General features: G+C 46.8%; 18 protein-coding genes. 2 read left to right on the forward strand and 16 right to left on the reverse strand.

Annotated features, from left to right (window positions below):
- Positions 1-194: 194 nt before the first annotated feature.
- The 13 genes from EJL91_RS05900 to EJL91_RS05960 all read right to left on the reverse strand — a co-directional run bounded on the left by EJL91_RS05900 (position 195) and on the right by EJL91_RS05960 (position 14,432).
- The gene (locus tag EJL91_RS05900; RefSeq protein WP_125141065.1) at positions 195-1,043 is read right to left on the reverse strand and encodes a PhzF family phenazine biosynthesis protein; all 849 of its coding nucleotides are present in this window, start codon (positions 1,041-1,043) and stop codon (positions 195-197) included.
- 174 nt (positions 1,044-1,217) lie between these two features.
- Positions 1,218-2,051 (reverse strand): alpha/beta fold hydrolase, encoded by an 834-nt coding sequence (locus tag EJL91_RS05905; protein ID WP_125141066.1) that lies wholly within the window; start codon positions 2,049-2,051, stop codon positions 1,218-1,220.
- Positions 2,044-2,601, reverse strand: a complete 558-nt coding sequence (locus EJL91_RS05910) for a cysteine hydrolase family protein (RefSeq protein WP_125141067.1) — start codon at positions 2,599-2,601, stop codon at positions 2,044-2,046. The genes EJL91_RS05905 and EJL91_RS05910 overlap by 8 nt, the downstream gene beginning before the upstream one ends.
- A 130-nt stretch (positions 2,602-2,731) precedes the next feature.
- Positions 2,732-3,892, reverse strand: coding sequence for an HRDC domain-containing protein (locus tag EJL91_RS05915; RefSeq protein ID WP_125141068.1), 1,161 nt, complete (start codon positions 3,890-3,892; stop codon positions 2,732-2,734).
- 46 nt (positions 3,893-3,938) lie between these two features.
- Positions 3,939-4,295, reverse strand: a complete 357-nt coding sequence (locus tag EJL91_RS05920) for an MGMT family protein (RefSeq protein ID WP_125141069.1) — start codon at positions 4,293-4,295, stop codon at positions 3,939-3,941.
- A gap of 125 nt (positions 4,296-4,420) precedes the next feature.
- Positions 4,421-4,930 carry an O-acetyl-ADP-ribose deacetylase gene (locus EJL91_RS05925; RefSeq protein ID WP_125141070.1) on the reverse strand — a complete coding sequence of 170 codons (510 nt, stop codon included), beginning with the start codon at positions 4,928-4,930 and terminating at the stop codon, positions 4,421-4,423.
- Between the two features lie 59 nt (positions 4,931-4,989).
- Complete coding sequence (locus tag EJL91_RS05930; RefSeq protein WP_125141071.1) at positions 4,990-6,006, reverse strand: transglutaminase domain-containing protein; 1,017 nt, start codon at positions 6,004-6,006, stop codon at positions 4,990-4,992.
- A 62-nt stretch (positions 6,007-6,068) separates the two neighbouring features.
- Positions 6,069-8,594 (reverse strand): UvrD-helicase domain-containing protein, encoded by a 2,526-nt coding sequence (locus EJL91_RS05935; RefSeq protein WP_125141072.1) that lies wholly within the window; start codon positions 8,592-8,594, stop codon positions 6,069-6,071.
- 225 nt (positions 8,595-8,819) lie between these two features.
- On the reverse strand, positions 8,820-10,211 hold the full coding sequence (gene zwf / locus EJL91_RS05940) for a glucose-6-phosphate dehydrogenase (protein ID WP_125141073.1): 1,392 nt from the start codon (positions 10,209-10,211) through the stop codon (positions 8,820-8,822).
- Positions 10,204-11,619 carry an NADP-dependent phosphogluconate dehydrogenase gene (gene gndA / locus EJL91_RS05945; RefSeq protein ID WP_125141074.1) on the reverse strand — a complete coding sequence of 472 codons (1,416 nt, stop codon included), beginning with the start codon at positions 11,617-11,619 and terminating at the stop codon, positions 10,204-10,206. The genes zwf and gndA overlap by 8 nt, the downstream gene beginning before the upstream one ends.
- Positions 11,620-11,657: 38 nt before the next feature.
- The gene (locus tag EJL91_RS05950) at positions 11,658-12,737 is read right to left on the reverse strand and encodes a lactonase family protein (protein ID WP_125141075.1); all 1,080 of its coding nucleotides are present in this window, start codon (positions 12,735-12,737) and stop codon (positions 11,658-11,660) included.
- Between the two features lie 92 nt (positions 12,738-12,829).
- Positions 12,830-13,573 carry a ribose-5-phosphate isomerase RpiA gene (rpiA, locus tag EJL91_RS05955; RefSeq protein ID WP_125141076.1) on the reverse strand — a complete coding sequence of 248 codons (744 nt, stop codon included), beginning with the start codon at positions 13,571-13,573 and terminating at the stop codon, positions 12,830-12,832.
- A gap of 391 nt (positions 13,574-13,964) precedes the next feature.
- Positions 13,965-14,432 (reverse strand): YbhB/YbcL family Raf kinase inhibitor-like protein, encoded by a 468-nt coding sequence (locus tag EJL91_RS05960; protein WP_125141077.1) that lies wholly within the window; start codon positions 14,430-14,432, stop codon positions 13,965-13,967.
- A 218-nt stretch (positions 14,433-14,650) separates the two neighbouring features.
- On the opposite strand from EJL91_RS05960, the gene EJL91_RS05965 reads away from it, so the two are divergent.
- The gene (locus EJL91_RS05965; protein WP_125141078.1) at positions 14,651-15,367 is read left to right on the forward strand and encodes a LytR/AlgR family response regulator transcription factor; all 717 of its coding nucleotides are present in this window, start codon (positions 14,651-14,653) and stop codon (positions 15,365-15,367) included.
- A complete protein-coding gene (locus EJL91_RS05970) occupies positions 15,364-16,689 on the forward strand; it encodes a sensor histidine kinase (protein ID WP_125141079.1) in 1,326 nt (441 codons plus the stop codon). Before EJL91_RS05965 ends, EJL91_RS05970 begins: the two co-directional genes overlap by 4 nt.
- On the opposite strand, the gene EJL91_RS05975 is transcribed toward EJL91_RS05970, so the two are convergent.
- From EJL91_RS05975 to EJL91_RS05985, 3 genes are all read right to left on the reverse strand, one after another.
- On the reverse strand, positions 16,643-17,263 hold the full coding sequence (locus EJL91_RS05975; protein WP_243125251.1) for a hypothetical protein: 621 nt from the start codon (positions 17,261-17,263) through the stop codon (positions 16,643-16,645). The genes EJL91_RS05970 and EJL91_RS05975 overlap by 47 nt on opposite strands.
- A gap of 124 nt (positions 17,264-17,387) precedes the next feature.
- On the reverse strand, positions 17,388-19,910 hold the full coding sequence (locus tag EJL91_RS05980) for a glycoside hydrolase family 3 C-terminal domain-containing protein (protein ID WP_125141080.1): 2,523 nt from the start codon (positions 19,908-19,910) through the stop codon (positions 17,388-17,390).
- Positions 19,911-19,938: 28 nt separating this feature from the next.
- Entirely contained in the window at positions 19,939-22,851 is a 2,913-nt protein-coding gene (locus EJL91_RS05985; RefSeq protein WP_125141081.1) for a glycoside hydrolase family 3 protein, read from the reverse strand.
- Positions 22,852-22,964 lie beyond the last annotated feature (113 nt).

Raw genomic sequence — 22,964 nt, forward strand, 5'->3', positions numbered from 1 at the left:
GTTCCTGAGACAGGTTTCGACTATGCCGGTTCCATAAAAGCTCTGTTCGGTTTTGAGCTGCAATTACTTTCGGCGCAGAAAAACGCATATGGAAAAAAACTATCGTTACTTTCTCTTTTCCGGAAGAATAAATGGGAACGCCTAAAGAGGAAGTACGCACTACACCAATAAACCGGATTTAATCAGGCGCCAAATTACACCGCTTCGGTCTTTTGACCAAGTAAATACCCGTACCCACCAACATGAACCGAATCAATTACATCCTCGTGATATGCGATATTTACGATAATCCGGGAAATCGCTCCCATGTTATACCCCTGTTCAAAAATATATTGAGCCTGCTTTTTATAATATTTAAAAAGGTAACACGCTAAGGCACAATTAGACGTTCCAGTTGCTGATTCTTCATCAATCCCATACAATGGCGCAAAATTTCTGCATATTGCTGTTATTTCAGATTCCTCAATCAAAGTAAAAGCATGGACGCCAACAACATTTTTTTCTTTGCTTAATTCTGCCATCATTTTAAAATCAGGCGATAATGCCTCCAGATGTTCCCTCGAATCAACAGGAAGCATAACATCGCTTAGTCCGGTGGAAACTATTTGTATTGGAAAATCACCATTAATAAAGTCTTTCTCTAAGCAAGCGGAAAATAAATCCGGAGGCAGGATATCGAAATATGCAGGACAATTCTGTTCCATAAGTATCAAGCCGTCTTTTTTAATCTGGATATTAAGAATTCCGGATTTTGTTTCGATTGTAAGTTGTCCTTTATCCAACATGCCCAATATCCTGAGAGTAGAAAACGCTGCGATTGTAGCATGGCCGCATAACGGAACCTCTTCTGTTGGAGTGTAAAATTGTAACTTAAAATCCGCCATACAGGAATCCGATACATAAGCAGTTTCAGAATATCCTAATTGCCTTGCAATCTCCATCTTTTGGCCGTTTGTTAAATCCGGTCTGCCGAATACGATTCCCGCCTTATTTCCGCCTTTATTATTTTTACTAAAAGCACTTGCCACGTATACATCAACCATTCTCTTTCTCCCTGGGAATTCCGATTTGCCGGGTACGCCTTCTTTGTCTGAGGCGGACAAATACATAACTGGCCTTTTTCATTTGATATCATCATACAGAAACAGGTCTGCCATACATTTAAAAGCCTGACAAAAGCAAATTTTTATATCGTCAGCTCCACAGGCCTCCGATACTTAACATATATATTTACCAATGAATTCTCCGGCCTGCCCGGCCATTTCTTTATAGGCGTACTTGTACAGATTATGAGGAAAATCAAACAATCCGTATTGAGAACATTTAAGTTTGCCCAGATACTGTGTGGCATGGCTGATCCAGGAATCCTTTTCCAGAGTTGTCCCTTCTCCGTTTGAGATGAAAAACAGCATCGGGAGCTGCAGATATGGATCCTCCGCCTCTATCTGTGCAAGAGTATCTCCAATATTGACCGCTTCGCTGATCCAGTTCTGATTGGCAAGATTTTGAACCGCTAAGAGCCTATAGCCTTCTGCTTCCTCCGGTAAAATGAGATTTTCCTGAAGAAGCTGCGAGATATAAGCATCCGCCGTTTTTTTACGAAGCTCTTTATTCCCCGAAAGCTCCCTGAGGCCGGTGACCGCGTTTTCCAGTTTAAAATCCTGGTAACACTGCGGTGTTGCCGGGTCAACTCCAAGAATTCCCAGGATTTCGGAAGGATACCTCTGCCCCCAGTAAAGCGCTTCCAAAAAGCCCATACTGTGTGCCGCCAAAACAACCGATTCCGTTATCCCAAGCTCCCGCAGCACGCTCCTGTATTCTCCCACTGTGACATCTACCGTCCTGTCTTTTCCTGATATATCGCTGTATCCATATCCCGGCTTTTCAATTCCCACCACCCGGAATGTCTCAGCCAGTGCTTCCTGAAAGGACTTATACTCCAAATGGGGAAATAATACCCCCGAACCCGATAAAAAAACAATTGTCACCGGACCTTCACCATATGAATACACATGTATTTTTTCTTTCTCCTCAAAAATAAACTTATCCATTTATCTGCTCCTTCTTTGTCAGCGCATCATGTGCCATTCTGCCAATCATATCATCCACTGCGATGCACTCCGCATATCTGCCGTTCCACATGAATTCATTGTAATAGCGATAGCTGTTTTCACCCGTCATATAGGCATTGTCGGTTGTCGTGTTTGCAAAAGCGGGCACAAATACATGAAATCCGTGTTCAAATGCACACTTAACACTGGCGTCAATACAGTAATCTGTCTGAAGCCCGGTTATGATAACGTCCTTTTCGCCCGTCTTCATCAGGTATTCCGTCAGTCCTGTGTCACGGAACGCGCTGTTTACCGTCTTATCATAGATCTTTTCTCCCGCAATCGGCCGGAATTCATCATAAATTTCAAATCCTTCGGTACCCTTTGTAAGAGCCTCACCATCTCCATCGTCGTGACGGATGTAAATTACTTCGATTCCATAAGTTCTTGCCGCATCAATCAATTTTTTCACATTGTGCCGGAACAGGTCAAAATGGGATAGGGTTTTATTTGTTATTAATTTCTGTGTATCTATTACGAGTAAGACCATTTTCTTTCCTCCGTTATTTAACTGCCTCTTATATTTGCTGTCCATGACAACTGTATAAGTGATGAATCATATTACAGTGACAAGACACTAGATGTAATATCTGTGATGTCTGTCTCTTGACAGGCGAGAATTAATGGCCTCTGTATTTAGACAAGATCTGTAAAATATCAGCGCCGTATTTTTCTGTTTTTACAGGCCCAAACCCTGATACTTTGAGCATTTCTTCCGTTGATTCAGGCATTTTCGCCATTAAATCCTTCAGCTGACTGTCATTGTAGAGGTAATACGGCTTGATTCCCTCTTCCCTGCTTTTTTTCAGACGGTATGCCCTCAGCTCCTGAAAAAGAGCCGAGTCCGTAGTAGTATTTTCTTTCTTTTTATCTTCTGGCTTTTTGTCTTCTGCCGAATCCACTTTAATTATCTGTGGCCGGTTTCCCATATCGGCCGCTTCCATATCCCGGCATCTGTATGTACTTTCTTCAACCTTTTGCTCTCCATCGGATTCACTCTCCTGGATAACCTCCACTGATGCTTCGGCCGGTTTCCTGTATTTCTGATACCTGTCTATATAATCTTTTTCAGTTTCCTTATGCAGTTCCAGAAAAGACTGTGCCCAGGTCAGCATTTGCTCATCGGAATTTTCAGCTTCTTTCGAATTCCGGCATTGTTCTTTTATATAGGCAATCAATTGATCGGCCCGTATTACATTTTCTTTTATCCCTTTCTTTGCATATCTGGCATTCAATACTGTTTTCGGATTTGCCAAAACAACGACGGCACGATAGAAATCATTAAAATATTTTTCCACCATAATCTTTTTCAACAGGTTCTTTTGTCTTTCCGTCTTTATTTTTTTAATCAACTCCAGATGTCTTTGATTCTGAGTAACGGGAGAATAGATTCCCTCTTTCTTCTTTCTTCCGCCAAACTCAGTCGTTCTTATGAAGTCACCACTGTTGTTTATTTCGATATCTCCGTACAAATTTTTGCACTCCAAAACAAAACACAGTTTTCTGGTTATCACAAGATAATCAATCTGTGCACTTAATTCACCGTCTTCAAGATAAATATCATGTAAAATATACATCGGCATATGACTGTTTTTTAATTCATAGGCAATTGTGTTTTCTCCCTGAATTCCATATTCAAGATATTTCATATCCTGCTGTATTTTTTCCTGTCCGTTTTCATCTAATTCCGGTTCCAGCGCTCTTAATTTCTCCAGTTGTTCACACAAATCACTGCTGTCTTTTAAGAAGACCGGCTCCTTCATTTTATTAAAAAATCCCATTTTATCCCCCTGTACTTGTTACATTTTTCATGAGAGAATTTCCCATTTATATTCCTTCCCGCTCAAAGATTCCACGAAGCTCCATGGCATCTTCAAAGGTACTCTTCCACCCATACTTTTTCAAATCCACTCTGTTCTCCGGCGACACCTCAATGCCCTCTCCCATCAGCAAAAGTCTCTGAGTTTCCGGATATTCAAAGGATGCTGCGCCGGATAGAAAACCGCTGCTGTTTACAATCCTCCAGGCCGGTATTTGGCCGTCCAGACTTTTGTGGCTCAATGCATATCCCACCTGCCTGGCATTGCGGGGCCGCCCGCAGAGGAGGGCAATCTGGCCATAAGTTGCCGCCTTACCGTATGGAATCATATGGCAGACCTTTTCCATCCTTTTATAAAAATCCATGCTCCCCTCTCCTTTTCGCCCGCGGCTGAGTTATTGTTCTGTCTGAGACGCCTTTATCCTCCGGTAACGATAAATACTAATTTCTATCTCAATGTTCTTTTATTCGTATACCCATATCCGGTTCTTTACTGTAGTTCTCCCCGATTAAAAGCGGCCTCCGCATCTTCGTATGCCTTCCTGGTTCTCTCATCAAAACATACCATCGTAACATCCAGCTTCGGATACCGGTGAATCGTTCTGACTGCAATTTTGGCGGCCTCGTCCACAGGGAAACGGTAAATCCCTGTGCTGATGGACGGAAAGGCAATGTCGTGAATGTCATGTTTTACAGCCAGTTCAAGGCAGTTTTTGTAACAGGATTCCAACATTTCACGCTCACCGTGTTCCCCGCCGTTCCATACCGGCCCCGGGGTGTGGATAATATATTTTGCCTTCAGGTTATATCCTTTCGTCATCTTGGCCTGTCCCGTCTTGCATCCGTGAAGCATTCTGCACTCTCCCAGAAGTTCCGGGCCAGCGGCTCGATGAATCGCACCGTCTACGCCCCCTCCTCCGAGAAGCGAGGTGTTAGCGGCGTTTACGATTGCCGTTGCATCACATTTTGTTATATCACCGGTAATTATTTTAAAAGACATTGCTTCGCTCCTTCCGCTTGTTTTCTACTTACATACGTTCTATGTTTACGAGTTTAAAATCACTGTTTTTCTCCCTCATTCGCTTCCTCGACAATCAGCTCATCCGCAGGAAGCTCCTCTGCAAAGGATACCTGCAGCACCGCCTGTGGCCAGTTGAGTCCTGTTCTGGCATGTCTTCCCTTCCCGCGGGCGGTCTGTTCCAGCAGTTTTAACAGTTCAGACAATACGTCCCGTGTTAAATATCCGCCGCGCCAGTGAAATATCAGCGGTTTTCCTTTCCGTATCGCCTGAATCGCCCGTTTTTCCACGTCCTCGGTCTTTGTGAAAGAGAGTTTCTTCTCTTTGTAGTAGAATTTATCACCGTCATTGCATTGGGGGATTGCATAAATCACCGGCTCATGATCCCGGAAAATCTGTTTATCGTCCAGGTTAAAATAATCATACCGGATCACGTCACCGGAGCCCAGGGTATTGTCAAACGTAGCATCCAGATGATAATACGTTCCACCTATTTTGATGATATTCCATGCATGGCGGTACTTGATGTTTTTATCCGGATTGGAATCCGAGATTGCAATGATGCACCATATACCCAACGCATCACACAAAATCTTAACCGTCTTTGCAATTCCCTCGCAGACTCCGACACCCTGTCCAAGAGGGCCGATTATTTCATGGGAATATGGTTTCTTTAATTTATCATAATGGACATTGTTACAGATGAAATCATGAATGTACTGCTCTTTATCACGCTCCGTCAATGACTGGGCCGGCCGGCTGAGTTTTTCCACTCTGGCCCTCATTGCTTTTTGGTGTTCTTTGATTTTTCCCTTATCAAATAAATATTCCGGAATCATCTCCACATTGCCGGAATCCGGGAAGAAACGGTAGTGAAACCCCACCGCGTAAAAAATCTCCGGGCAGTCCAGACGCAGTTTGAAAAATATATCGCTCAACTCGTGATTTTCCAGACGCGGCACCGGAAAGGACGGCGCCAGGTCAATGAGTCCTGTTTTCATGGCGTGGTAGGCTATTCTTTGGGGTTTGTTCATTTGGTTGTAGTAGTATGGTTCCATAGGGTGTCTCCGTGTTTGTATATTTTTTATCGTTTGCGTGTTTCCGGGCTTCTTTATCATCACTATCTGTCTTTTGAGTGAGTAGTCTTTCTGGTATACCGGCAGCCTGTTTTTCTATAGCCCGTGCAGCCATAGAAAGCTCCGAATTGCCCGCTGCGTATTTTTAATGGGGCACCGCATAGAGGGCAAAGCAACGCCGCTTTCTGCAGTTCCGACTGATAAATACTTTTAAGTTCCTCCGCGAAAGGAGATATGTTGTTATCGGCTGTCACAAGATATACCTTTTTTCTGGCTCGGGTTATAGCCACATAAAACAGACGGCGCTCTTCCGCATCAGGGTACATATCCGCCTGTTCCAGCAGCATATCTACCAGCGGGGGATTTTCTATCTTACTTGGAAATCCCATATTCCTTGATTTGTTATTAATAATAAACACATAATCGGCTTGAAGGCCCTTCGATTTATGGGCAGTATAAAATGTCATTTTTAAGTCGGGCCTTGAAAGAAGCATTATTTTCAATACTTTTTCCGTATTATCGTAAGCGGTTCTAAGGCGCGGCTCATCCTTAAGATAATCTGAATCAAACTGATACCTACCGATAAAATACACGCTGCTCCCCGCAGGAAGATTTTCAAGTTCATTCACCATAAATTGTATTGCCCATTTATCCGTAAAGCCTTGAATTAGTTCCAGGACATACTGCTCCGCATCCTCATGGGCATGGATCGCTTTTTTCATTTGATTAGGATTCTTCATGACAAACCGGCCGGATATATCGATAAGACGCTGGGAAAAACGATATGTTGTTTCGATCCTGCTGATTTCCGCATCACCCCAATACTTTGAAAAATTAAGGATATAGCCTATGTCACTGCCTGCAAACCGGTAAATACTCTGCCAGTCATCCCCAACGCAAAACAGTGAATAATAACGGTCCGTGCGCATAGCCTGCAATAAACGGTACTGCGCTCCGGAAATATCCTGATACTCGTCAATAATAACGTATTTATATGGATGGTGATATTCACCCGCTATAATATGATCAGCAGCGAGATTTATCATATCATTAAAATCGATGGCTCCTCTGTCGGACAGCATCTTCTCATAAGCTTCATAGATGGGATCAAAAAGCTTTACGATTACCTGTTGTCCTCTGTGAAATGGAGATGAGCAAAGTTCCATCAATGCCGGACATGACAGGCGGCGGTTTTTGGTTAGTACCAAAACGGTCTGAAGCAGCCCCGCAAGACCATCTAATCTATTTTTTCTTTCCGCCTTCATGTCGGCAAAAATCTGTTCCGCCGGGACCTCCTCCAGGACGACTCCATGTTTCTGCAAACTGGTGTAAAGCCGGTCTAACATCACACCGTCAAATTTTTCATAGGCATAACATTCAATCAATACCGTATCATTTTCTTTGTGCAGCTTATTTTTCCAGGCAATACTTTCCCTATATGTATCTGATGCGCTTTTTCCATCGCGCCCTGCAAAGTAGGATGGAACCTCCCCCTGTACATTTATCCCATAATATTCAATGTAAATACCATAATCCGTCAGAAAAAAATCAGGATAATACTGGTCATATTGTTCAGTACGGGTATCTGTCGGATAGGGTTCCTCATACTTATATTTAATACCATACTGAGTCAGGAAATTAGCAATCTCCATTTCACCATAGCTCTTAACCGTTTCACCTTTGATTGTGATTGGAGGATTCGTCTCCAGGTATTCCCTGTATGAACTTTCCGAGTCAAACTCGAACTCCGACTTCTGGTTAATACGGTGAAAAAGCAAGTAACTCATAAACAATGCTGCATATCCCGGGTCTTTCAGGCATACCTCAATCCGGCCGCGTATGAATTTACAGGGATCGTCGTTATAGATAACGGGAGCTTTTCCTTCACTCTCCCGGATAATCTGTAACCCGAGTTTATGAAATGTCCCTGCCTGTATAGTTTGTCCGGTTTCCTTCGTAAGCCTGTTTCTCATCTCGTTTGCAGATGCGCTGGTAAAAGACAAAACGAGAATTTCATCAGGGCCGCATGCCTCAGTTGACAGAAGATATTTTATTTTTCCTAAGATGGTAGTAGTTTTTCCGGTTCCTGCACCCGCGACAATCAGGTGATTTGGAGCATCTTTTACAATACATTCCATTTGCTGACGATCCAGCGGACGGCCTTCAATACTCCCAATACGCTTAAATGCATCTGCTGTCTGCTCTTCCAGGTATTTCCGGTTATGCTGTTCAATATCCTGCGGCAAAGCAGACAAAACATGGTTTAATTCCTGAATGCCTCTTTGCAGTTCCTGACAACAAGGCGATTTTTGCAGTCTTCGGCTAATCTTTCCATAACGTTTCTTAACTCTGAGCCATTCAACTTTTAGCCGGTTGTAGCTGTATTCGTAAATATATTTATCCTGATTTGAGAGTAACTGATTTATGCCGCGGACGGCATCGGTTACTTCATTAACAGCAGCGCGGCATTCCGAATCGCGTTCTTCTCTTTTACGGTTTTGATATTCAAAAAACTTGTCGAACAGTCCCATAAAAAAATCTTTCAACCGGGCCATTATGAAATCCTCCATTCTTCCTCTCTTAAACGTGCAGAGAAAAAACTCAGCCCTGTCCTTTCGTTTCTTTTATTTTACCTCTTTTTAGCGGAGAGTACAACGAATGGAACTGATTTCTTAATCCCCGCCCGACTCTTATGCTGCTGTTTTCCCCATAGACAAAAAAACGCGCCCCGAGTTCAGACAAAACTAAGCCGCCATAGAAAATTAATATTTTCTATGGCGGCTGCAAAAATCCGTTTATTCAAACCACGTATGCCCATACCTCTCAAGCAGCTCCTCCGCCTCTTTCGGCCCGCTGCCGCCCTGTGCATATTCATACGTCGGCAGCCCCATATTCCGGTACTGTTCCCGTACTTCATCCACATACTTCCAGCTTGTTTCAACCTGATCCCACTGAGAGAACCAGGAGCGTTCTCCCCGCATGCAGGCGCCGAGCAGGCGCTCATAAGCTTCCGGTGTATTCATCCGGTTTACAAAAGAACAGCTCTGGCAGAAATCCATTTTTGCCTGGATCACTTCCTCGGTTTCTCCCGGTTTTTTTATATTAAACTGAAGGTAGACGCCCTCCGTCGGCTGGATTTTAATATTCAGGATATTGGATTCTACTCCTGCTACAGGACTTTTAAAGACGACAGCCACCTGCATTTCGCGCTTTCCGAGTTTTTTCCCGGTCCGCACATAAAACGGCATTCCTCTCCATCTGTCATTATCCACCAGAAGCCGCAGGGCGGCATAAGTCTCTGTGGCCGATTCCTTATCTACGGACGGTTCCCCGCGGTATCCCTCATATTGGCCCAATACCATACTTTCCGATATATTCCCGGGTATGCTGAGCGCCTTCAGCACCTTGATCTGTTCCCGGTGCATATCCTCCACAGCCAGGGTTCCCGGCTGCTCCATCGCGACAATGGAAAGAATCTGGAACAGGTGGTTCTGCACCATATCCTTAAGGGCGCCGCTGTGATCATAATAACCGCCTCTCGTCTCCACGCCAACTTCTTCCAGGGCGGAAATCTGAATGCACTCGATATGCTCCGCATCCCAGACATTGCTGAAAATCGGGTTTGCAAAGCGGATAATCTGAATATTGCGGACCATTTCTTTTCCGAGATAATGGTCAATCCGGTAAATATGATCCGGCCTGAAAAACGCCTCCATTTCCTCATTGAGTTTGGCTGCCGCCGAAAGATTTTCACCAAACGGCTTTTCAAGCACCACTTTTCCGGCCTCGGCGCCTGCCACCCTTTTCAGTCCGTTGACAATTGTCCCGAAAAATCTGGGAGCAACCGCAAAATAGAATATATGGCTTCCGGCCCCCATTTCCCGGTAGAAATTGTCGAGTCCGTCATATGCATTTTCGTCCGTAAAATCCATCCGGTAATATATAATATTCTCCGCCAGCTTTTGATAGGTTTCTTCCTTAAAACGAAGTCTCGCGAACTTCTCCACCCACTCTTTCGCCATGTCACGGTATGTTTCACTTGTGTAGTCTCTTCTTCCGATTACCACTACCCGGGAACAAAGTTCCTTGTCTTTTGCCGCCTCTATATTATAAAGAGCCGGAAGGAGCTTTCTGAAGGTTAAGTCTCCGGTTCCTCCAAAGATTGTAAATACCTGTTCTTTATTCATGTTCGAACCTCCAATCGTGGTGGAAGATGCCTTCCCTGTCTGTTCTCTCATATGTGTGCGCGCCGAAGCAGTCTCTCTGCGCCTGAATCAGGTTTGCCCCCACTGGTGTTCCACGGAATGCGTCAATATAAGCAACCGCCTGGCTCATGGCCGGAACCGGGATTCCGTTCTGGATTCCGGGTCCCAGGATGTCTCTCAGGCTTTCCTGTCCCATGTTGATTTTCTCTCTGAAGAAAGAATCCATCATGAGGTTTTTAAGATCCCTGTTTTTCTCAAATGCCCTTGTAATATCGTCCAGGAATTCAGCCTGTATGATACAGCCGGCCCTGAAAATGGATGCGATTTTGCCGTAGTCCAAATTCCATCCGTACTCCGACGATGCATGCAAAAGCAGGTCAAACCCCTGTGCATAGGCTGCTATTTTTGCCGTATAGAGACCTTTTCTCACCTTTTCCTGAAATTTCGCCTTATCCGATACCAGCCTCTGCTTCGGACTTTCAATCAGTTCTTTTGCCTCTTTTCTTCCTTCCACCCGGTTTGACATGATTCTGGCATTGCAGGCGGCCGTAATCATGGACACATTCACTCCCTGTTTCAGGGATTCCAGACTGGTCCATCTTCCGGTTCCCTTCTGTCCCGCGCTGTCTAAAATATAGTCCACCAGCTCTCCGTCAGCAAAATCATCCTTCTCGCGGAAAATTCCTGCCGTAATGCCAATCAGATAACTTTTCAGCTCTCCTTCATTCCACTCGGTAAAGATATCCGCCAGTTCCTGATTGGTAAATCCACCCGCATATTTGAGCAGCAGATATGCCTCCGCAATTAACTGCATATCGGCATATTCAATGCCGTTATGGACCATTTTCACATAATGACCGGCGCCGTCGGGACCCATATAAGCACAGCACGGCTCTCCCTGCGCCTTCGCGGAAATTGCCTCCAGGATTGGCGCAATATGCTCGTACGCCTCTTTCTCTCCGCCCGGCATGATGGATGGGCCGAAACGTGCTCCCATCTCTCCGCCGGAAACGCCTGTGCCGAAATAATAGATTCCTTTTTCTTTCAGGTTCTTTTCTCTTCTTCTCGTATCTTCAAAGAATGAATTGCCTCCGTCTAAGATCATGTCGCCCTCATCAAGCAGAGGGATGAGCTGGTCTATCACCATATCCACCGGTTTCCCCGCTTTAACCATAATGAGAAATTTGCGCGGCCTTTCCTGGGACTCCACAAGCTCTTTCAAATCATAAAATGGGATGAAATTTTTATGTGGATGTTCTTTTATCAGCGTTCCCGTCACTTCTCTGCTGCGGTTGTAGCCGCCTACTATAAACCCGTGATCCGCCATATTGAGGGCAAGGCTCCTGCCCATAACCGCAAGCCCGATGATACCTATCTGTGTTGTCTGCATAAAATACCTCCTGTTGATATTCTCTATTCTAAAATATGTTAACTGGTTTTCTGTCCTTCATTGCCACTGAGTGTCAGGGATACGCCCTCCGGCAATGGGACGGAATGCAGGGGAATTTTCAGCAATCCGCTATCCGCATCTCTTTCCATACTCACGATTCCGCCATCAAAACGGTTTGCCACTAACAAATATCTTTCATCTCCACTCAGAATGAAATCCCTGGGATGCACTCCGCCGCAGGAAACATGCTGTATGACGGCCGCCCCGCTTCCGCTTATATCGAAAACGGCCAGCGTGTCAATGCCCCTCACCGAAACATATAAAAAGCGTTCATCCTTTGTCATTCTGATTGCCGCTGCCGCCGCATTTCCGTTTTTCTCATGCTCCCTTTCCGGCAGGACTGAAACAGTCTGCATCAAGGTAAATTCGCTGCCATGAACACGGAATACGAAAAGCTCGTTGCTCCACTCACTTACCACATAAAACATGGTGTGCCGCCTGTTAAATATCCCATGTCTGGGTCCGCTGCCCGCCGGAAAAGTGATTTCTCCAGCCGGTGTGTAATCATGTTCCATATCAAACAGCCTGATCCTGTTTTGTTCCAGACAAGGAACACAGAGATATGATTCATGTAATAAAGTCTGATGACATCCGGCCTTTTCTCCGTTTTCTATCCGTTTTACCAGAGAAGGCATTCCTTTTTCCAGATGATATACCATTACGTTTCCTTCATGATAATTTGCCGTGTAGACGTAATCATCCTGCCAAAGGATATAGCACGGCGTCTGCTTTTCTTCCAGTATTTCCGCCGCACGGCTTACCTTTCCCTCCTTCAGTTCCAGGAAACAGGTGCCTGCTTTCCCCTGCTTTTCGATAGGGAACGCCATGGAACAGCCATTTAAGCAAACCCATTTTGCATTGTGAGCCTCGTAGAACAGCTCCGGCTCTGTGAGCGAGCCGTTTTCACTGTCAAATGTAAAATGATAGATTCCACTGCTCTCTTCCGAATAATAAGTTCCAGCGTATCCATCTGTAAGATTCTTATATTCCGATTTTTTTGACGATTTTGCCGGTGTTGTTGTTGACGTATTTATCTCTTTTTGTGCATCGTTTGCCATGTATTATACCTGCTTTCCTGTCATATCACACTTCTATTTGTCCCTGTTTATCTAAACAGCGCTGTCCAACTGAATATAAATGAGACATTACGCTATACTTCAACGTCATCGGTTCCGTCGGCTTCTGTTTCCGGCCGCTTCCGGCTTTGCCGCTGGTTCACAATCTCTTTTGCGCCCCATTCGGTTCCTACTATAATCCGGCTGCAAACCGGATTAAAATATCCCGTTTCAAGGACTTCCGGTATCTGTCTTATTTTGTCGGCAGCCATATGATATGTTATGCCCGGAGAAAATGTTACATCCAGTATATAATTGCCGTTATCCGTACCATATATTTTGCCGTTCCGTTCTCTCAGTCTGGCCTTGCCGCCTAATTCCTCTATTCTCTCCGCCGCCCATGTATAGGCAAATGGGAGTACCTCTGCTGGAAGAGGGAAACGGCCGAGACGCTCAACCAATTTGCTCTCATCCATTATCCATATTACATCGTCCGCTTTATATGCCACGATCTTTTCTCTCAGAAGCGCTCCGCCTCCACCTTTTACCGCATAAAAGCTGCTGTCGATTTCATCGACTCCGTCAATCGCCAGATCGATATGATCCACTTCCTCCGGCAGACAGACAGGGATACCGCAGGAAATAGCCAGTTCTCTGCTCGATTCGGATGTAACCACCGCGCGGACATTGATTCCAGCCGTTCCCAGTGCTCCTATCTCCTTTATCAGATAGTACACGGTAGAACCGGTTCCTATCCCAAGCGTCATCTTATCGCGAATATAAGACGCCGCCGCTTTTGCCGCCATTTGTTTCTGCTTTTCTCTGGCATTTTTGCTCATATTATCACCGCCTTAGATGGAATTGCTGCTCTTTCCTATCTGTAATTATAATTGTTACAGTTTCAAAAGTCAATCGTTTCTTTAAAGAGATTTTGTATTGTTATTGTTCGCAGCACAGCTGCTTTCAGCTGGGATATGAACAGCAACTTTGTATTACTATGATACTCACTGTTTCTTTGTGATGATATGGAACTAAAATAATAAAAGGCTGGGCAAAACAGATGTCTCTCACCGCTTTTTCCAGCCTCTTTTCGTTATTTAGTATGTATTATTTCTAAAACCATGTTTTCTTATGCTTTTACTTTAGATTGTCCGAATCTAATATTGCCCCTGATTAGCACTTAGTCATACTTCGAGGGAGATTGGGCCCCGATTGGAACCATCCATTCCGTTAACGCTTATACTTCCCTGTAATACTCCCCTGCTGCAGCACATGTCCCTGCATTTTAGCAAGCAGTGCTTTTTTCGTAGAATTGCAGTCCAGTTCTAGATAACAGTCCAATACATAGAAGTTAAAAACATACCGATGGATATTGCGTATAAAAACAGGCTGTTTCGGCCCTCTGTAGCGGTGTCTTCCGTACCCGATCCCCTGCACTGCGTTTTCAAGTGTTCCTGCTCCATAGGGAATATTCTCCGGGATTTCTTCCATGGGCCAAAGATTCCAGATCAGCCAATGGTTATACGCACTGATAAAGGGAATGTCTAAATCATCCATAATAATTGCAAGAGAAACTGCTTTATCCGAAAGATTGAAAAGGTTAAATGCGGGAGAAACATCTTCACCGAAACCCGTATGCTTTTTCGGCATAAAACCGTTATCCTCAAATGAAGGGCTTTTGATTGTTAAAGTATCCATTTCTGATTACTCCTATCTATGGGTCTCACTTTTTTGTTTATATTGTTTATGATATTTATAAGTATCGAACCATTATAATTTTATCACACCCGGTGAGATTTGTATATTCATAAGACTTTGTCCCCGCTTGATAATAGCTTGTTCTTTTTTTATGGATCATTTATAATTAGCGTATCATAAAGAAGTATAACTGTGCCCCCAGAAAGGACCGGATACCCATGATTCGTATTGCAATCGTCGAAGATGACAGACATGACGCAGAACTTTTACAGGACTATCTAAAACGCTACGAAAAGGAGAATTCCGTCCATTTTCAGATTACCGTATTCACGGATGGTTTAGACATCATCTCTGATTATAGGGCGGAATATGACATCATTTTGCTGGACATTCAGATGAAACATTTAGATGGCATGAGCACCGCCGAAAAAATCAGAAAGCTGGATGAGGACGTAATTTTCATTTTCATCACCTCCACGGTACAATTTGCCGTTCAGGGCTACACGGTGGACGCCCTGGGTTACGTGCTCAAGCCGGTGCCCTACCTTGCATTCTCGCAAATTCTGCACAAGGCGGCAAGACAGATTGAGAAAAAGCAAAGCCGGTTTTACCTGACACTGGATACGGACGGCGGACAGCTCCGTCTGGATACGGCGCAGATTTATTATATCGAAAGCCAGAAGCACGATATCCTCATACAGTCAGAAAAGGGCGGTTTCCGGACCGCTGGGCCCCTAAAACGCATGGAGGAAATGCTGCTGCCCCTCGGTTTTGCCAAATGCCACAATGCATATCTGGTGAACCTTCTGCACGTCACCGCTCTCCTTCCTAATGTGGTCCGTCTGTCGAACGGGACGGAGCTGCCGGTCAGCCGGGCGCGCAAGAAAATTTTTCTGGATTCATTTACCGATTATGTGGGGGGAATACAGCGATGAATATTGCAAACCTGATGGACACGCCCAGAATATGCACGGCTATTGCCGAGTGGGCGGCGTGCGTCTCCTATATTATGATGATGAGGAGAAAAATTTCCGGAATCAAGCTTTACAGCGCGTTTGCCGGAATGCTTTTATGGTTTGTCCTCTATCAGCACCTGGCCGGAATTGCCCCGCTGTTTCTCTGGATACCCGGGATGCTGGGCGCCATCACCTGCATGTATCTGTTTATCTTCCGGGTATGCGATGTAACGCCCCAGGATGCAGGTTTTTGCTGTATCCGCGCGTTTGTACTGGCGGAATTTGCCGCCTCCCTGCAGTGGCAGCTTAATGTCTGGCTGGTGGTTCATTTCCAACTGTACAATTTCTTCATAACCGCGGCTATCATGACTGCGGTCTATCTGGCTGTCTATATCGTATACTGGCTTCTGGAACGTGAGCACATTCCGCAGGATGAGAATATGAATGTGGGAAATAAAGAGCTGGTGGGCGCTGCCACGATTGTACTGGCGGCATTTACTATCAGCAATCTGAGCTTTATCATGCCGGACACTCCGTTTTCCAGCGCCACCAGTTCGATCCTGTATGTCCGCACCCTCGTGGATTTTGGAGGCCTCGTCATGCTGGCCGCCCAGATGGAAAAACGGGAGGAGCTGCGGATGCGCGGCGAAAACCAGATCATGAACGTGATGCTCCAGAGGCAGTATGATCAGTACCGCATGTCCATCGACAACGTGGAGCTGCTGCGCCGGGAATTTCATGACTTAAAACACTACATGATTGCCATCCGGGCGGAGGAAGATCCTGAAAAACGCAATCAATATCTGGAGGAAATGGAACAGGCTATTCTCACGCAGGAAGCTCTGACCAATACCGGAAACCGGGTGCTGGACGTCGTGCTTACTACGAAAAGCACGTATTGCTCCCAGAAAGGGATTACCTTCACCTGTATGGCGGACGGAAGTCTCATTTCCTTTATGCATGTAAAGGATATCTGCTCTATTTTCGGCAATGCCCTGGACAATGCCATCGAATGCGTTTCCCAGTTTGAAGATCCGGAAAAACGTCTGGTCACCCTGTCCATGTTCAGGAAAAACCAGTTTTTAATGATCCAGTTTGAAAATTATACGGAAACACCGCTGGAGTTCAATTCCGGCCGGCTTCCCCGCACAACGAAGGGCAACACCCAGTATCACGGCTACGGCCTTAAAAGCATTCAAGCCGCCGCACAAAAGTACGGCGGCTCTATGACCCTTCAGTCCAAGGACAACTGGTTTACTCTGTCGGTTCTGATTCCTGTGGAGTGCCTTCCGGAAAAATAATCTTAAATACAAAGAAGAATATCACCATGGAAACTCCGCCCGTGATAAATGTCACAAGCAGATTATAAACTGCAGGCGGCATGTAACTGTAGGCAATGGGCATCCAGAGATTGTTAAATCCGTTGCAAATCAGGGAAATCACAATCCATGCGATAAAATACCACATCGCCTGATACGCGGGATTTCCATGGCTCTTGAAGGTAATATTTCTCTGCAGAGGAAAGTTGATACACTGGGCAAGAAATGAGCCCACCTCATAGCTGATAAAATATCCCAGTCCTCCGCCGATGACCACCGCTCCGGAAGCATCCCGCAGTACGTTATATCCCAGCAGGCTCCAGGTAAAATCCACGCCCAGGATGCTGAGATCCTTCTTCGGCCACATAAATTCCGTTCCCGCCAGGCCGATTCCCAGCATTCCCGGCATGAATGTGAACACCAGATACTGAAAGATCGTAACTCCCATGCTGAAAACAAAAAAGTAAAAAATCTGATAAACCCATTTCGACAGTTTGGGATGCTGTTCTTCAAATTGCTTATAACGACCCAACCAACTGTCATATATCTTTTTCAACTGTCTTGCGCCTCCTTATTATCCCGCCGATTCCGCTGATGAACACCCCGTGGGCAGCAGCCGCACAACTCGGGATTTTCACAAAAATCAAGGGAAAATACCTCGCGGATTACATCCTGTGTGTTCAGTTCCCTAATTTCTTCTCATACTGCTTATTGGCTTTTAAATTGCGGAAGAATCCGGCTATAATCCGTCCAATTCCCCGGAAGAAATGTCCGTTCACCACGGCCACGGCTCCCTCCGCCATTTCCATACTGACCATACCTCCCGTCATCTTGGCAATCGCCCGGAACGGGATATTATACTGGAACAACAGGTTGAGGTCCGGAGTCCCGGCAGCCTCGTTTTTATTCTTCTTATCGGTCAGCACCTTATAAATGAGCCTGGCGAGTCCGCTCTTTGCATAATACATCTGGCAGACCGCATCGTTGAGCCCCAGTTCTCCCATCCACTTGCCGGAGGGAAGAGGATATCCGAGAAGTTTCTCATACTCCTCCCGATCCACATTCTGAATAAAGCCGGTACGGTAAGACGGCAGTTCCAGACCTTCATAGGGCAGTCTGTCCGTTGTTCCCGTACGTGTAATGCTGCCGCTGAGCCGGATATCGAGCACACAGGCGCCGACCAGAATCTGGTAGGTTCCCGCCTCCCTCTCCCAGCGGTTTGTCGCAACATTCCAATACCGGAATGTCTTATCGTCAAACGGGATTGAAACCTGTTTTTTCTCTCCCTGCTTCAGAAACACCTTTTTAAATCCCTTCAGCTCCTTTTCCGGGCGGAATACGGCTCCGTCCCAGCACCCGACGTAAAGCTGCGCCACCTCCGCGCCGTCACATTCCCCGGTATTCTCAAGGCAGAAGGTTACCCCTGTCTCCGACACCGTCAGCCCGCTGTAGGCAAAGGACGTGTAAGACAGACCGTAACCGAAAGGATACTGCACGCGGACCCTGGCGGTGTCGTAATACCGGTAACCGATATACAAACTCTCCCTGTACTCCGAATTCCGCTCCGTACTCGGGAAGAAGCGGAATGCAGGGGTATCCTCATACCGTACCGGATATGTCTCGGCGAGCCTTCCGGACGGATTGACCTTGCCGGTCAGCACATCGAGCATAGCGCCCGCTCCCGCCTGGCCGCCCAGATAACCATGGACAATCGACTTGCAGCAGTGGTGCCATGACATTTCAACTGCGGAACCGCCGCTCAATACACCGACGATATTGCTGTTTACTTTTACGAGCGCTTCCAGCAATTCAATCTGGTTCTGCGGAATCCGCATATGGCTGCGGTCCATCCCCTCCGATTCACTGATCTCGTTGAGTCCAAAGCAGTAAATTACCACATCTGCGTTCTGCGCCAAATCAAGCGCTTCTTTTTTCAGCGCCTCATCCGCCTCACCAGTGCGCCGGTAGCCCGCCGCGCATCCGGCGTTGACGAGCGGATAGCTGGAAATCATGGTTTCCATTGTTGCGATTTCCATAATCGGATTCACCAGAGAGGAACCGGCTCCCTGATACCGCGGACGGATTGCAAAGTCTCCAATCAATGCCACACTGCATGATTTTTTAAGGGGCAGCAGAGGTTCCGGATCCGGTACATTTTTCAAAAGCACAATACTCTCCGCCGCAGCCTTCCATGCTATGGCATTATGAGCCGCCGCGTCGAATCCGGCTGCACTTTTACCTGACTTTCTATCTGCTGTTCCTACTGTCTCTCCGTCCGGCTTTTCCTCTGGCTTTGTCTCTTTGCCTTCTTCCGCTTCTGCGCCGTCCCGGCTGTTTTCCGTCAGCGTCAGCACCGCGTCGAGAAGATCGTCCACGCAGGTGTCCAGCTCCTCCATGGTCAGTCTCCCCTCGTCGAGCGCTTTGAGAAGCTGCCTTGCGGAATCCAGCCCCGGTGTCGGCATCTCCAGGTTTGAACGGCACGCCACACCGCGGACATGGTCGTTGGAACCGCCCCAGTCCGTCACTACCATACCGTCGAATCCCCATTCGCCCCGGAGGATATCCTTCAGCAAATGCTCATTTTCATTCGCATATGTTCCGTTTATCTCATTGTAACTGGTCATCAGGGCTTTGGCCCCGCCCTCTTTTACCGCAATCTCGAATCCGGTCAGATAGATTTCCCGCAGAGTACGCTCATCAATCACGGCGTTCATTGCCATTCGCCTGAGTTCCTGGCTGTTAACCGCAAAGTGCTTCGGGCAGGCCGCCACCCCCCGGCTCTGTATGCCCCTGATATAGGCCGCGGCCATTTTTCCCGCCTGGTATGGGTCTTCGGAGAAGTATTCAAAATTCCGGCCGCAGAGCGGGCTGCGCTTCATATTCAGGCCCGGGCCCAACAGCACATTCACTCCAAGGGCTGCCGCTTCCGCCCCCAATGTCCGTCCCAGTTCCTCACCCAGCTCCTCATCCCAGCTGTTTGCGACTGTTGCCGCAGTTGGGAAACAAGTTGCCGGCAGAGAGGGATTTAACCCAAGGTGATCCCCCTCGCCCGCCTGCTTCCTCACGCCATGAGGTCCGTCCGCACAGAAGATGGATGGAATGCCGAGATGCGGGATATCCCGGCTCTGCCATTCATTCTTACCGCTTAAGAATGCCGCTTTTTCCTCCACCGTCATTTTTTCTATGATATCCATATGTTTCATAAATGCACCCGCTCTTTCTTTTCCCTATTTAAAGCTTGGAATCCTCTGAATCATTTAACGGTGCGGATTCCAGGACTGCCGCCTCACCGCTTCTCTTTTTATAGCGTTTCACGGCCACAAGTTCCAGGCCAAGAATACCTGCCGCAAGGACGACATCAATTACAATCGCCATTATCTGCCATGGCAGCAATCCGGTCTGTAAATTCTCCGGTTCATAGGCACGGCTGTTTACTACCGTATACATCACATTTTTGCATGCCTGACGCATTGCCTTCACTCCGGTTGCACTCTTCGTATCTTTTACATGGTTTGTTTCTGTGTCGTATGCCACCAGCATGGCGTCGGTGCCGTTACGGATTGCCTGATCCGAACTCATGTAACCGTAAACACCAAAGTAGTCGGTCAGCACAAAGCCTTTGAATCCCCATTCATCCCTGAGTACCGTGTTGCACAGCTCGGAGGAACCGCCTGCCCATCTGGTGCCGATATAGTTGAAGGAAGACATGACTGCCTTTGCTCCGCCCTCTTTCACCGCAATCTCAAACGGTTTTAAGTAAATTTCACGGATTGCCTGCTCATTCGTCCACGTACACAGCATGCTGGTACGGTTTGTCTCCTGATCATTTAATGCAAAATGCTTGATATAGGCGTATACGCCGTACTGCTCTGCCCCGATGACTGCTTTTGCCGCAATTCTTCCAGACAGCACACCGTCCTCAGAATAATACTCAAAGTTACGTCCTGCAAATGCGGAGCGGTGGATGTTCATAGCCGGTGCATACCAGCCGGAAACTCCCATTTCATCGGCCATCTTGCCGATACTCTGTCCAAAGGCCTCCGCAATGTCTTCATTCCATGTACATGCGATCATTACTGCCGACGGGAAGCCGATGGAACCGGTTCCTGTAAAGTTATTATTGATGGAAGCCGGACCGTCACAGTCAATGGTCTGCACCTTTCCGACGCTGCCGGCTGCCGAGGTCTGGTATCCGCCAAGGGCAATGACCGTATCCATGTCGCCGACCGTCATATTGTCGAGCAGGTCTTCCCACCGCGTATCCTCATAGGATGCGCCGCGCAGATCGGCCAGTTTGATGCTGTTCTTGGCTCCTGTTACCGGCATCTCATCGTCCGCCAGGTTCAGACTCTCCGTATTATAATTGCTGTTGTTGATGAACAGCGCTTTTTCTTCGTCCTTAAGCGTCAGGCTTGCCGGTGCAGCCGTTGCCGCCTCATAGTTGGCAAATCCGTCCCTGCGTGAAAGGTAAGTCAGGTCTCCTGCCGCATAGTCAAACAGGTTGGTTGCTGTAAGTACATCGGTGGAACGTCCTTCCTCCCCTGTATAGCGGATGGTTTCATCCACGGTATAGGTCTGTTCTGCCAGGATATTGTGGGAATCACGGTTGATGCTGATAATATAGTCGCCCGCATCCAGTACATACCCTTTTGCATCCCGGTAATCATAAGATGCCATCTCTTCCGCTGTAAACGAGATTTTTAAAGTCTGGGAAGCTCCCGGCTCAAGCAAATCCGTCTTGTCAAATGCAATCAGATTAGCCGAAGCTTTTTCAATTCCGCCGTTCTCATAAGGCGGGTTGTAATATACTTCTACCACATCCTTACCGGCGGTATCCCCGGTATTGGTCACGGTCACATCAAAGCTTATTGTCCCATCCTGTTCCGAGATTTCTCCCATTTCCTGTGTAAATGCCGTGTAGGAAAGTCCGTATCCAAAGGGGTAAAGAACGGTTTTGTCATAATCTATCAGCCCCTCGGCCGCGGCCGTCTCGTAGAAACGGTATCCTACGTAAATTCCCTCCACATAATCGATAAAGGATGGTGTCGTGATCTCCTCCTTGCCGGTAAAGCCGGTCTGGGTCACTTTGAACTCATCCATGTTGTCATAGGTAAAGTTTCCAAAATTATTTGCCGTAGGCGTTGTTTCCAAATCAAATACAAAGGTATCGCTGGTTCTGCCGGATGGATTCACCTTTCCGCTCAGAACCGCTCCCAGGCCGTTAAAGCCGGACTGACCGGTTCCCGGACACCATACAACACTTTTAATCTGCTCATAATCATTTACAAAACCAAGCTCCATGGCATTTGCACCATTGTAAACGACAACGACGTTGTCGAAGTTGGAGCAGACCAGATCGATCATATCTTTCTCCGTCTTATCAAGCTGGAGGAAATGTTCTCCCGGCTCAAAATCGTTATAGCTGTCGGAGTTATTTGTATAAGTCACCTGGCTGACATCCAGCGGCAGATCCGCACCCTCACCGCCGACACGTGTAATTACCACCATTGCCGTATCGGAGAATACCCTGGCGTTATCCAGCAGTTCTGCACTGTAAGAATCGGCCGTCGGCTCAGGAAGCGTCCAGTCCTGTTCCCACATTCCGACTACGGGACGATCCGCACGGTAGGATGTGTAGAAATCGGAAAGTTCGGTATTTAACTTGAAACCGGCGTTTTCCAGGCCCTGAAGAAGGCTTACGGTCTCATATGCATCGGACAGGGAACCGGAACCCGTACCGCCGTAGCAAGGGTTGGTGGATGCCCAGCCAAATACATTTAAATTGCCGCCTGCCAGGGGAAGTGTGTTTCCCTCATTCTTCAGCAGTACGATTCCTTCCTCCGCAATCTCCGTACAAAGCTCCGTCGCCTCGTCGGACGTTTCCGTGGATATTGTGCCGTTACCGGTTGCGAGTGAAATCATGCTGGACATTGGACCCCAGCAGATTAAGTTTACGGTTACAACGAGCGCTAAAAGGATTGCGAGCCCCGCCTCGGCGCGCACCAGTTTCCTCTTGTGCGCCTGCATCTTGTGCGCTGCCACAATTGCAATAACCGCAAGTACCAGCACGACGGCAAACCCGATAAGATATGGTTTGCAGGTATTTAATACATTTACCACATCTGCCATATTGATTGCTAACATATTCTACCTCCCTGTATCTATGTGTGCACCGATAGAACCGCGGTGCTTTTGATGGTGTCACTTTACCATAATTTTTAGGGAATGTGAAAAATTCTGCACAACTTGCAGGAAAT

The sequence above is a fragment of the Clostridium transplantifaecale genome (genome assembly GCF_900626075.1).
Taxonomy (GTDB): domain Bacteria; phylum Bacillota; class Clostridia; order Lachnospirales; family Lachnospiraceae; genus Otoolea; species Otoolea transplantifaecalis.